The sequence below is a fragment of the Massilia sp. LC238 genome, from assembly GCF_000735635.1.
GTDB classification, from domain to species: domain Bacteria; phylum Pseudomonadota; class Gammaproteobacteria; order Burkholderiales; family Burkholderiaceae_D; genus Telluria; species Telluria varians.
In genome coordinates this window covers 166732-179296 of record NZ_JNNN01000078.1, presented here as the reverse complement: position 1 = coordinate 179296, position 12565 = coordinate 166732, and the positions used below count along the sequence as shown (strand labels likewise).

Annotated in this window: 7 protein-coding genes and 1 tRNA gene; 1 reads left to right on the top strand and 7 read right to left on the bottom strand. The window is 70.0% G+C overall.

Translation table 11 applies throughout. The features are described 5' to 3' along the window. Positions 1 to 108: 108 nt before the first annotated feature. Positions 109 to 2862 (bottom strand): PAS domain-containing protein, encoded by a 2754-nt coding sequence (locus tag FG94_RS22090; protein WP_051996997.1) that lies wholly within the window; start codon positions 2860 to 2862, stop codon positions 109 to 111. Positions 2863 to 2996: 134 nt separating this feature from the next. Then, positions 2997 to 3071 (bottom strand) — tRNA-Arg (locus FG94_RS22085). A 195-nt stretch (positions 3072 to 3266) separates the two neighbouring features. Between FG94_RS22085 and FG94_RS22080 the strand changes: the two genes are divergently transcribed. Further along, positions 3267 to 3959: a PEP-CTERM sorting domain-containing protein gene (locus FG94_RS22080; RefSeq protein ID WP_036216224.1), complete on the top strand. Its 693-nt coding sequence runs from the start codon at positions 3267 to 3269 to the stop codon at positions 3957 to 3959. A 22-nt stretch (positions 3960 to 3981) separates the two neighbouring features. Here FG94_RS22080 and FG94_RS22075 read toward each other — a convergent pair whose 3' ends face one another. From FG94_RS22075 to FG94_RS22055, 5 genes are all read right to left on the bottom strand, one after another. Continuing rightward, the gene (locus FG94_RS22075) at positions 3982 to 4491 is read right to left on the bottom strand and encodes a MarR family winged helix-turn-helix transcriptional regulator (protein ID WP_051996996.1); all 510 of its coding nucleotides are present in this window, start codon (positions 4489 to 4491) and stop codon (positions 3982 to 3984) included. Positions 4492 to 4498: 7 nt separating this feature from the next. Then, positions 4499 to 6127: an AMP-binding protein gene (locus FG94_RS22070; protein WP_036216222.1), complete on the bottom strand. Its 1629-nt coding sequence runs from the start codon at positions 6125 to 6127 to the stop codon at positions 4499 to 4501. 243 nt (positions 6128 to 6370) lie between these two features. After that, positions 6371 to 7048 (bottom strand): response regulator transcription factor, encoded by a 678-nt coding sequence (locus FG94_RS22065; RefSeq protein WP_036216220.1) that lies wholly within the window; start codon positions 7046 to 7048, stop codon positions 6371 to 6373. A 49-nt stretch (positions 7049 to 7097) separates the two neighbouring features. After that, positions 7098 to 11378: a hybrid sensor histidine kinase/response regulator gene (locus FG94_RS22060; RefSeq protein WP_036216218.1), complete on the bottom strand. Its 4281-nt coding sequence runs from the start codon at positions 11376 to 11378 to the stop codon at positions 7098 to 7100. Beyond that, a complete protein-coding gene (locus tag FG94_RS22055) occupies positions 11375 to 12556 on the bottom strand; it encodes a patatin-like phospholipase family protein (protein ID WP_200880016.1) in 1182 nt (393 codons plus the stop codon). The genes FG94_RS22060 and FG94_RS22055 overlap by 4 nt, the downstream gene beginning before the upstream one ends. Between the last annotated feature and the right edge of the window lie 9 nt (positions 12557 to 12565).

Below are 12565 nucleotides of genomic sequence, written 5' to 3'. Positions count from 1 at the left end.
GATCCGTGAACCGGCCCGACGCGCAAGGCGGCGGGCGCAAAATGTTGAAAGAAGACGCCATTGTACCGACTGGCGCCGGGGTTTCGGCGGCCTACTGCCGCCGCGATCTCAGACGAGGGGCGTTTCCACCTCGGCCAGCCAGGCCGCCAGCGCATCGGTCTCGACCGGCTTGACGAAATGGACGTCGAAGCCCGCCGCTTCGGTGTCGCGCCGGTCGTGCGGCTGGCCATAGCCGGTCATGGCCGCCAGCCTGACCCGTTCCAGGCCGGGCAGCCGGCGCAGGCGGCGCGCCAGTTCCTTGCCGTCCATGCCGGGCAGCCCGATGTCGAGCAGGCAGACGTGCGGCATCAGCCGGCGCGCGCGCTTGAGCGCCGCCGCCGCGCCGAATTCGACGCTGACCTCGTAGCCGAGCAGGCCCAGGAACATCGCCACCAGTTCCGCCGCATCGGTATTGTCGTCCACCACCAGCACGCGCAGCGCCGCAGGAGCCTGCTGCAGCGCATGCTTGCTCGCCAAGCCCGCGCTGCGGGCGCCCTGCTCCGGCAGCGGCAGCCTGAGCGTGAAGGTACTGCCGCGCCCTTCGCCCTCGCTGGCCGCTTCCACGCTGCCGCCGTGCAGCTCGGCCAGGCTGCGCACCAGCGCCAGCCCGATCCCGAGGCCGCCCTGCGAGCGGTCGGGGCTGCGCTTGCCCTGGTAGAACAGCTCGAAGGCGCTGGCCACCAGCTCCGGCGCCATGCCGATGCCGTTGTCGCGCACCGCCAGCACGGCGCAGCCGTCCTCGATGCCGCTGGAGAGCACGATATGGCCGCCCGCCGGCGTATACCGGGCTGCATTGCCGAGGATGTTGGCCAGCACCTGCACCAGGCGCTTGCGGTCGCCGTTCACGGTCGCGCCGGCGCAGGCGTGGCGCACCTCGAGCCGGTGCGTCCTGCCCTCGAGCAGCGAACGCACCTGTTCGACGGCGTCGTCGACGACCTGCGACAGCGGCAGGTCTTCGCGCTCCAGGCTGACCAGGCCGCGCGTGACGCGCGAGACATCCATCAGGTCGTCGATCAGGCCGGTCATGTGGGTGGTCTGGCGCGAGATCACCGCACCCACCTGGCGCACCCGGGCCGGATCCTGCGCCGCCATCGCCAGCAGCGATGCGGCGGTGGCGATCGGCGCCAGCGGATTGCGCAGCTCGTGCGCCAGCATGGCCAGGAACTCGTCCTTGCGGCGGTCGGCGTCCTGCAGGGCTTCCTGGGTCAGCTTCTGCTCGTGGATGTCGGTGCAGGTGCCCATCCAGCGCACGATGGCGCCGTCCTCGCCCCGCACCGGCAGTGCGCGCCCCAGCACCCAGCGGTAGCTGCCGCTGTGGTGGCGCAGCCGGTATTCGATCTCGTAGGGTTCGCCGGTGCGCAGCGAATGGCGCCATCGTTCCCAGGCCAGCGGCTGGTCGTCCGGATGGAACAGGGCATTCCAGCCGGCCCCGTCGGTCGAACCGTAGGGCATGCCGGTGAAGGCATACCACTGGTCGTTGTAGTAGTCGTGGAAGCCGTCCGCACGGGTCGACCACACCGACTGCGGCATGGCGTTGGCGATCACCCGGAAGCGCGCTTCGCTTTCCTTGAGGGCACGCTCGGCGCTGCGGATGCCGGAAATGTCGAGCACGTAGGCGATGCCCTCGTCGGCGCTGCCGTCGACGTTGGCGGCGCCGAGGTAGACCGCGGCGCGGCTGCCGTCGCTGCGCAGGTACTCCTTTTCATACGGCTCCATCACGCCGACGGTGCGCAGCTGCTCCCAGCCGCGTTCGTCGACCTCGCGCCATTCGGGCGGGGTCAGCGCGCGCCAGGACAGGCCACGTTCAAAGTCGGCGCGCGTCATCCGCAGGATGTCGAGGAAGGCATCGTTCGACTCGATCAGGGTGCCGTCGAAGCGATACTGCACGATGCCGAGCACGTTCGATTCGGCCAGGCGCCGGAAGCGCGCCTCGCTGCGCCGCAAGCCGGCTTCGGCCTCCTTCTGGGCCGTGACGTCGAGCGCCACGCCCGGCAGCCACTCGGGCTGTCCGTCGGCGTTCGCGGTCACCTTGCCACGCGCCTCCACATGGCGCCAGAGGCCGTCCGCGCCGCGCACGCGGTAGCTGTCGCCAAAGGTCTCGCCGGTCTCGAGCGCGCGCGCAATGCGTGCCTGGACCCGGGCCACGTCGTCCGGATGGATCGCCGCTAGGTAGGCCTCGACCGGGCCTCCGTCGATGTCGCCGACCGGCACGCCGTACAGGCGCGCGAGGTTGGCGTCGGCATACAACCGGTTCTCGCGCACGTTCCAGTTCCAGGTCGCGACCTGGGCTGCGCCGAGCGCGCCTTCGAGCCGCATCTGGGCGTCGCGCAGGGCCGCCTCGCTGCGCTTGATGGCGTCGAGGTCGGTGGTCTCGGTGACCGCGCACACGAAGCCGCGCACCGTGCCGTCCAGGCGCCGCAGCGGCGAATAGCTGAACGAGAACCAGGCCTGCTCCTCGTGCCCGTTGCGGGTGACGATGAAGGGCGCATGGCTAAAGCTGGCCGTGCGCCCCGCCCTCGCCTGCGCCACCGCTCCCGCCACCTCGGGATAGGATTCGGGCCAGACGGCGGCAAACGGCCGGCCCAGCGCCTCCGGATGGCGCTGGCCCAGCACCGGCACGTAGGCATCGTTGTACAGGAAGGTTTCCTCGCTTCCCCAGACGATGAAAGTCGCGACGGCCGAGTCGAGCATCTGGCGCACCGCGTGCTGGAGCGCCGGCTCCCAGCCGCCAGGATCGCCGCAAGCGGCGGCGTTCCAGTCGTGTTCGGCCATCAGGGTTTCGACGGCGCCAGGCTGGCCGGGGGAGGAAGCGGTGAGGAACATCGTATGGGTCCGGTTGGGAGGCAAGGGCGCTGCCAGGGCCGGGCCACGGAAGCGGGCGGCGCTGCCGGCAATGGCGGCGCGCCGGAAAGTATAGCCGAGCTGATGGAATTCACGCCCGGATGGGCAGGAGAAGATGGTGTCGCCAGCAGGAATCGAACCTGCATCTAAGTCTTAGGAGGACCTTGTACTATCCATTGTACTATGGCGACACATCGCTGCCGCGCATGCGCGCAGGTGCAGTCCCGTATTGTACCAGTCCCCTTGCCAAATCAGAACAGTGGCAAAACAGCTACGCGCTTACCGCAATAAATACGAAAAGCTTTACAAGCAGAGGCCGGTATTCTATTCTGACAACATAAATTAAGAATTTGCAATTTTTGTTGCCATCACCACCACACCGCTTCATGCCGACTGCTTGCCTTCCACGCCTTTCCCGCGCCTTCCTGTTTGTCCTTTCCGTCCTGGCCGCACCTGCTGCGCTGGCGACACCCATCACGGTAGACCTGAAGATCGGCGAAGCCATGCTGGCCAATTCCGGCGACGACACCGAACTGGCGGCACTGCGAGCCCTCACGGGCATCGGTAGCCTGGTACTTGGCAGCAAGATCGATGTCAACAAAAACGATAGCGCCACCCAGGCCATCAGCCTGGGCTCAGCATGGATCCTGAACGATCCGGCGCAGCCTGGCTATTTCGCGCTGAAATTTGGTTACGGTAATCTCAAGGTCACCGCCAATACCTTCTTCTTCCAGAACATCGGCGACTTGAGCCAGCTCGTCTGGACCAACGACCAGGTCCAGTTCCTGAGCGGCGGGCCGTGCGCCGCCAACCAGAACAAGTGCAATATCGGCCGCCTCAGCCACTACATCACCTCGCCGTCGATCCAGATCCCGGTCAAGGATGCGGGCCAGAACGCCACCGGCGAAGGCGGCGCCGCCCAGACCGGGGGCGGACAGGCCGATGGCGGCCTGACTGGCGGCGGACTGCAGGCCGGCAACCAGGAACACCACGACGTGCCGGAGCCCGCCAGCCTAGCGCTGCTGGCCGTGGGGGCGCTCACGGTCTGCGGCAGCCGCCGCCGCGCCGACAAAGCCTAAGCCCAGGCCGCCTTTTTCCCGGCTAGCGTTCGTCGCCTGTGTTGAGGCGCTGCTTCATGGACGCCAGCAGCGCGATCAGGCTGGCCTTGTCCTCGGCCGGGATATCGGCCAGCATCTCGTCGATCCAGCGTTCGTGTACCGCCGCCATCTCGGCGAAGGCGCTGCGCCCGGCCGCGGTCAGGCGCACTGCCCAGGCACGGCGGTCGTGCGGATCGGGCACGCGCAGCACCAGTCCTTCGCGCTCGAGCTGGTCGGTGATGCCGGTGACGTTGCCGCCGGTGACCATCATGCGCCGGGACAGCTCGCCCATGCGCAGGCCGTCGGGATGGCGCTCGAGCTGGGCCATCAGGTCGAAGCGCGGCAGCGTGATGCCGAAGCTGGCGCGCAGCCGCGAGCGGATCTCGTTCTCGATGCGCACGGTGCACGACAGCATGCGCAGCCACAGCTTGAGCGACTGGTGGTGATCCTGCGTCAGCCGGCTTGCCAGGTCGAGCTCCCGCTCTGCCTGGCCCGAGTCCTCGAGATCGGACATGTTTTCCTCAGACCGCGTCCATGCGTAATTTAAACCGTTGCAGTTTACCGGTTTCGGTGCGCGGCAGCTGTTCGCGAAAACGCACCACGCGCGGATACTTGTACGGCGCAATCTGGGCCTTGACGAATTCCTGCAGCGCCGCGGCCAGCTCGTCGCTTGCCGCCACGCCGGGCTTGAGCACGACATGGGCCTCGACCACCTGCCCGCGCTCCTCGTCGGGGCGCCCCACCACGCCGCACTCGGCCACCGCCGGATGGTGCAGCAGCGCTTCCTCGACCTCGGCGCCGGCAATGTTGTAGCCGGCCGAGATGATCATGTCGTCCAGCCGCGAGCGGTAGTAGAAATAGCCGTCGGCGTCCATCTCGTAGGCGTCGCCGGTGATGTTCCAGCCATCCTGCACGTAGTTGCGCTGGCGCGGGTCGTCCAGGTAACGGCAGCCGGTCGGGCCTTTCACCGCCAGCCTGCCCACCACGCCCGGCCCTACCGGCCGCCCGTGCTCGTCGAGGATGCAGGCCTGGTAGCCCGGCACCGGCTTGCCGGTCGCGCCGGCCCTGGCCTCACTGCCCGCGGCCGAGATGAAGATATGCAGCATCTCGGTGGCGCCGATCCCGTCGATCATGTCCAGGCCTGTTGCCGCCTTCCAGGCTTCGCGGGTGGCGACCGGCAGCGCCTCGCCGGCCGACACGCTCCGGCTCAGGCTGCGCAAATCGAAGCGCGGCGCCAGCTGCGCCATCTGGCGGTAGAAGGTGGGCGCGGTGAAGCACACCGTGGCGCGGTGTTCCTGGATCGACGCCAGCAGGCTTTCCGGGCTCAAGCGCTCGACCAGCACGGCGCTGGCGCCCACGCGCAGCGGGAACAGCAGCAGCCCGCCCAGGCCGAAGGTGAAGGCCAGCGGCGGCGTGCCGATGAACACGTCGTCGATCCGCGCGCCCAGGGTGTGGCGCGGGAAGCAGTCGCAGATCGCCAGCAGGTCGCGGTGGAAGTGCATGGTCCCCTTCGGCACGCCGGTGGTGCCCGAGGTAAAGCTGATCAGGCAGATGTCGTCGTCGGCGGTATCGGGCGCATCGAAGGGCTCGTCGTGGGCCGCCATGCGCGCTTCCAGCGAATCGGGCGCATCCCCGTCGAACAGCACCAGGGGCAGGCTGCCCGCCTCCATCGCGTCGACTTCCGCACGCAGGGAAGCCGCGCACAGCACCGCATCGACGCGGGCGCGGGCGGCAATGATGCCCAGTTCGCGGGCACGCAGCAGCGGCATGGTCGGCACCGCGATGCAGCCGGCCTTGATCACGGCCAGGATGCAGGCCGCCATCATGGGGCAGTTGGCGCCGCGCAGCAGCACGCGGCTGCCGGTCGCGAGCTGGAAGTCTCGACGCAGCACGTGGGCGATGCGGTCGACCCGCGCGCGCAGCTGGGCGTAGCTGAGGCGTTCGCGGCTGCCGATGAGGGCCGTGCGCGCATCCCAGCCGCGCGCGCCGGCGCCATCGAGCAGCTCGGCCGCGCTGTTCAGGCGCGGCGGATACTGCAGCTCGGGCAGGTCGAAGCGGAATTCAGGCCACTCGCTCGGGGGCGGCAGCTGGGCGCGGGCGAAACCGTCGGCGTAGCCGGACGGCGCAAGTGCTGCGGAAGCATCGGTCATGTCGGGCCTTTGGTAGATATTCCGGCAATAATGCAGCGATCCCGACTTACTTTAAATCTAAAGTAATCTGCCAGCAAGCGTATTTAGAACCTATCCCAATAGTGAATGAGTCGTTGCTGGCGCGCCTGACAAGCGGGTGCTGCGTTGCTCGTCGTTGCATGGCTCGCCATGCGGCCTCCGCGCGCCTTGCCCTCGCTTGCCATGCATCGCCATCAACTTCCTCCTCCCTACTGGGATAGGTTCTTATGCGATGGCCTGCGCGCGCTGCTGCTGGCGGCCGACCGCCCCGCGTGCATGCGCCAGCGCTGCCTGGAGCGCCTGCGCATCGCCGCTCGTGAGCGCGGCGCGCAGGCGCGCCGCGCTGTCCGCCAATCCGAGCGTGGCGCAGCCTTCGGCTAGGCGCTGCAGGCGCTCGCCCCCGTCCAGGGGCAGCGCCGCCAGGCCAGGGCCTGCTTCCTCGAGCTGGCGCTGCAGGCCGCCGAGATAGGCGAGCAGGCGTTCGGACGTGATGCCGAGGCGCTGCTGCACGCAGGCCGGTTCTTCGTCCTGCGGCGCCAAGCGCGCGAGCTGGGCCCGCACCTGCCCCGCGGCGAAGGGCTTGACGATGTAGCCGTCGGCGCCGAGGCGCCCCGCCTCGGCCAGCGTGTCGGCGTCCGATGCCGCCGATACCAGCACGAAGGGCACGGCCTGCAGGGCAGCATCCTCGCGTGCGGCGCGCACCCGCGCCAGCAGCGCCATGCCATCGAGCTTCGGCATGCGCAGGTCGCAGAACACGATGCCGGGGCGCAGGCCGGCCTCCAGGCGCCGCCAGGCGTCCTCGCCGTCCTCCGCCTCCACGATCTCGTATTGTCCGCAGCTGTCGACCAGATGCATCAGCATCATGCGCGACACCACGTCGTCATCCACTGCCAGCACTATCATGTTCCGCTGTCCTCCTCCCCCGTCGAGCGCCATTATAGTGAAAGCTAATTCAGCTGGGCTGGAAGACGGCCAGCTGCACGCCCAGGCGCGCCAGCCCGGCCAGCAGGCGCGTGCGGTCGCCCGCATCGGCGGCCGCTTCCAGCTCGGCGCACAGCTGGCCGAGCGCGGTCTCGCCCAGGTAGGCGGCGCTGCCGCGCAGGCCGTGCAGCACCCTGCCCGCCGCTTCCAGGTCGTCCGCGTCGACCGCTTGCGCCAGCTCGGCGCGGCGGCGCGGCAGGTCGGCGGCGAAGGCGGCGCGCAGGCGCGCGGCCAGGTCGTCGGCGCGGCGGCCGGCGTTGGGCGGCGCTGCCGCCGCGGCGTCCGGGGATGGCGCCTGCGGCGCCGGGGCGACGCCGAACATCGCGTCCAGCGCAGCCAGCGGCGACGCCTGCTGCGGCTCGCTGGAGGCAGGACCGCCGGCGGCAGGCATCGGCGGCAGCGCGATGCCGCGCCCCAGCTGGCGTTCGATGGCGCGCGAAATCTGCTGGTGCAGCGCGTCCTCGTCGATCGGCTTGGTCAGGAAGGCGTCCATGCCGCAGGCCAGGTAGCGCGCCCGGTCTTCGCCGCTGGCGTTGGCGGTCAGGGCCACGATCATCAGGTGCGGATCCAGCACCCGGGCGTCCGGCGTACCGCCGGCGCGGATCAGGCGGGTCGCGGTGGCGCCGTCCATCTCGGGCATGCGCCCGTCCATCAGCACCAGGTCGTAGCGGCTGCGGGCGCAGGCGGCCACCGCGTGCAGGCCGTTGTCGGCGATGTCGATCTGGTGGCCCATGTCCTCGACCATGGTGCGGGCGATGATCTGGTTGGTCGCGAAATCCTCGGCGCACAGGATGCGCAGGCGGTGGGTGTGCGGCGCGCGCGGCGCCTGTTCCACGTGCGGCGGCTCGACGCCGTCGGCCAGCGGCACCTGCACGCTGAAGGTGCTGCCCTTGCCCTCGATGCTGTTGACCGCGATCGAGCCCCCCATCAGGGCCACCAGCTGGCGGCAGATCGCCAAGCCCAGGCCGGTGCCGCCGTAGCGGCGCGTGGTGGTGGTGTCGGCCTGTTCGAACTTCTGGAACAGGCGCGGCAGCGCATCGGCCGGGATGCCAATGCCGGTGTCGCGCACGGTGAAGCGCACCATGTTCCAGCCCTCCCCGCGCACCTGGTCGTCGGCGCGCAGTTCGACCTGCAGGTCGATCGCACCCGACCGGGTGAACTTGAAGGCATTCCCGACCAGGTTGACCAGCACCTGGCGCAAGCGGGTCGGGTCGCCGACCACGAAGCGCGGCAGCGCGTCGTCGAAGGCCACCTTGAAGCCGATGCTTTTCCCGGCGGCCTGCTCCTCGAACAGGCTGGCCACGTTGCGGATGACCGCGTGCAGGTCGAAGTCGATGTTCTCGATGCTCAGCTTGCCCGCCTCGATCTTGGAGAAGTCGAGCAGGTCGTTGATGATCGCCAGCAGGGCCTCGGCGTTGCCCTGGCCGCGCTGGATCTGCTCGCGCGTGGTCTCGCGCAGCGAGGCATCGCGCAGCGCGAAGCCGAGCATGCCGATCACGCCCGCCAGCGGGGTGCGCATCTCATGGCTCATGTTGGCCAGGAATTCGGATTTCTGGCGCGTCGCATCCTCGGCGCGCTGCTTGGCCTGGCGCAGGAACTCCTCGTTCTCCTGCAGCGCGCGGTAGGCGCGCGCCAGCTCGTTGGACTGCTGGCGCACGCGCTGCTCCTGGTCGCGCAGTTCCTCGGTCTGGCGCTCGAGCATGCGGTTCTGCTGCTCGACCTGCTCGGTGCGCGCGCCCACCTGGCGCGCCAGCTGTTCCTTCTGGCGCTGCAGGCCGGACATGCGCATCCGCACTCCCATGTAGCCGAGGGCCGCCAGCAGCAGCACGGCGATGGCGCGGAACCACGGCGTGCCCCAGGGCGGCGGCTCGATCGTGATCGCCAGCGCCGCCACCTGCTCGCTCCAGACGCCGTCCTTGTTGGCCGCGCGCAGCCGGAACACGTAGGTGCCGGGATCCAGGTTGGTATAGGTGGCGAAGCGCCTGGAAGCGTCCTCGTAGACCCAGTCCTGGTCGAAGCCGTCGAGGCGGTAGGCGAAGCGGTTGCGCCCGGGCGCGGCGAAGTGCAGGGCCGAGAACTCGAGCGAGAACACCGAGGCGCCGGCCGGCAGCGTCACCGTCTCGGCGTGCTCCACCGGCCCCTTGAGCACGCCCGGCAGCGCCTCCTCGACCGGTTTGTTGAAGATCGACAGGCCGGTGATGACGGGGCGCGGCGGCACCCGGTTGTCGCGGATCGCGCGCGGATCGAAGGCCGTGATGCCGTTGAAGCCGCCGAAGTACAGGATGCCGTCCGGGCCGCGCACCGCCGACGAGTCGAAGAAGGCGCCCTCGGTGAGGCCGTCGGCGGCCGTGTAGTTGCGCCAGGCCCCCTTCTGCGGATCGAAACGGGAAATGCCGCTGGTGGTGCTGACCCACAGGCGGCCGTCCTCGTCCTCCAGGATTGCCGCGACCGCGTCGTCCAGCAGGCCTTCGCGGGTGGTGTAGCGCACGAAGCTCACCGAGCCGTCGGCGGCCGTCACCATGCGGTTCAGGCCCACCGCGGTGCCGACCCAGACGTCGCCGCGGCTGTCCTCGAACAGCGCGTGCACCTCGTCGTGGCTCAGGCTCGCCGCGTCGTAGGGATCGTGGCGGAAGTGGCGGAAGCGCCCGCTGGCGCGGTCCATCAAGTCGAGGCCGTCGAAGGTGCCGATCCACATGCGCCCGCGCCGGTCCAGCAGCATCGGCCGCACGATGTCGTCGGCCAGGCTGGTGGACTTGCCCGGGTCGTGGCGCCAGTGCTCGATTTTCCGCGTGGCCGGGTCGAGCCGGTGCAGGCCGCCGCGGGTGGCGACCCAGATGCCGCCGTCCGGCGTGGCATACAGGCCGCGCACGTTGTTGGCGTCGGCGTCGCCGGACAGCGCCAGGCGCTCGAAGCGGCCGCTAACGGGGTCGAACGAGGTCAGGCCGGTGCGGCTGCCGATCCACAGGCGGCCGCTGCGATCGCGTGCGAGTGCGCTGGCCGGCAGGTCGGCCAGGCTGTTCGGATTGCGCGGATCGGGGCGGTAGACGCTGGTCGCGCCGGTGGCCGGGTCGACGTGGTTGAGCGCGGTGGCGGTGCCGACCCAGAGCTTGTTGCCGTCGCCCAGCAGCGCGCGCGCCTTGTTGTCGGCCAGGGTGTCGGGCAAGTCGCCGCGACGCACGATGCGGGCGAAGCCGCCGCTGCCCAGGTCCACGCGCGACACGCCGGCATACCAGGTGCCGACCCAGAACGTGCCGAGGCGGTCGCGGTACAGCGAGGCCACCTGGTTGTCGCCCAAGCTGTGGCGGTCGCTGACCACATGGCGGTGGCTCTCGAACTTGTCCTCGGGCCCGCGCCAGCGCAGCAGGCCGTCGTCATGGGTGCCGACCCAGATTTCGTTGCCGGCGTCGCGGTACAGGGTCGTGATCCACCACGGGCCGATGCCGTCTTCAGGACCGAAGCGGCGTACCTTGCCCGCATCCGGCCCGTCGAGCACGCGCCGTTCCAGCCCGCCCAGGCGCCCGACCCACAGGCATTGCTGGCCGTCTACCATCAGCGCATGCACCGGGTTGCCGCGCGGCCCCAGGCCGCCAGGGTGGTGCTCGATGCGCGCGCGCCCGGCGTCCTTGCCGGTGACCAGGCTGTCGAGTCCCCCGCCGGTGCCGATCCATAGCCTCCCGCCGGCGTCCAGCGCCAGCGCGTTGACGTTGTCGTCGCTCAGGCTCGCTTCGTTGCCGCGCTCGTGGTGCCAGGTGGTGAAGCGGCGCAGCGTGGTGTCGAAGTGCTGCAGGCCGTCGTTGGTGCCGATCCACAGGCCGTCGCGGCCGTCGCCGACGATGGCATTGATGTGGCGGTTGCCGTTGCCGCGCCGCGCGGTCTCTTCCGGCACGAACAGGGTGAAGGACTGGGTGACCGGGTCGTACAGGTTCAGGCCCCCGTCGGTGCCCAGCCACAGGCGGCCGTGGCGGTCCAGGTACAGCACGCGCACCCAGCTGTTCGACAGCGAGCGCGGCTTGCCGGGCACGGTGCGGTAGTTGATGACGCGGTAGCCGTCGAAGCGCGACAGGCCGTTCTGGGTGCCGAACCACATGAAGCCGTCGCGGTCCTGCACCACCGCCAGCACGGTCTCCTGCGCCAGGCCTTCGGACACCGACAGGTGCTCGAAGCGCAGGGTCGGGCGCGGCGGCGCGGCCAGCGTACCCACGCTCAGCACCAGCAGCAGCGCCGCCGCACACCATCGGAGCAGCGCGTTCATTCGGGGAAGAAGGCCAGCACGTCGTCGCGCCGGGCCAGGGTATCGTGTTCGCCGAGGCGGATCAGCTCGCGCGTATAGCTGCCTTCGAACAGCAGGTAGGAAGCCAGCGCCGCGCCGCGCGTTTCAAGCGCGCCGATCCCGCCCAGCAGCGTGCGCACCGGCGACGGCAGGCTGTGCACGTGGCGCAGGGCGATGTCGTCGAGCCGTTCGGACGGCGCGATTACCAGGAGTTCCACGCGGCGCAGCGGCAGCGCCGCGCGGGCCTCGGGCGGCACGCGCTCGAGCGTCTGGTTGACGCGCTGCAGGCGTTCGATGTCGGCGGCCAGGCTGTCGAGGAAGATCGAGGACAGCGCATGGCCGGCGATCTGCGCCAGACTCGGATAGCCGCCGCTGGTCGCCGAACCGGGCGGGGCGGCGGCCGCCGTTTCCGACATGCGCCCCGCCCCCACCACCAGCACCCGCGTCGCGCCCAGGTGGATGGCCGGCGCGATCGGCGCCAGCTGGCGCATCGAACCGTCGCCGCAGTATTCGCGCCGGCCGCCCAGGTACAGCGGCACCGCCGGGAAGATGAAGGGAATGGCGCTCGACGCCAGCAGGTGCTCGACGCTGATCTGGGTCGACAGCGCCAGGCGCTGGTGGCGCAGCCAGGGCGCGATCTCGCGCGCGGCCTGGTAGAAGGTGATGTGATGCCCGCTGCTATACGAGGAAGCGGTGATCGCCAGCGCATGCAGGACGCCGTCGGCCAGCGCGGCATCGAGGCGCGGCAGGTCGAGGGCGAGGTGCAGCAGGCCGGCCAGCGGGGTGTTGTCGAGCAGAGACTGGGGCGGCGAAGCGTGCCACTTGCGCAGCAGCCAGCCGAAGGACAGCAGCGACAGCCAGCGCGCACCCGAGCGCAGCACGGCCAGCGAATCGGCGCGGTAGACCTGGTGGGCGCTGACGCCTTCCCAGACGTTCAGCAGGCCGCGCACGGCGCTGTTGAAGTCGTCGGCGCGGCAGGCCAGCGCGGTGGCGTTCAGCGCGCCGGCCGAGGTGCCGCAGATGATGTCGAAGGGTGAGCGCAGGGCCGGACGGCCGGCGTCGGCAAGGATGCGGGCGATCGCATGCACCACGCCGGCCTGATAGGCGGCGCGTGCTCCACCGCCTGTGAGGACCAGGCCTGTTTTTGCTCGACTGTCCACCCGCGAAGC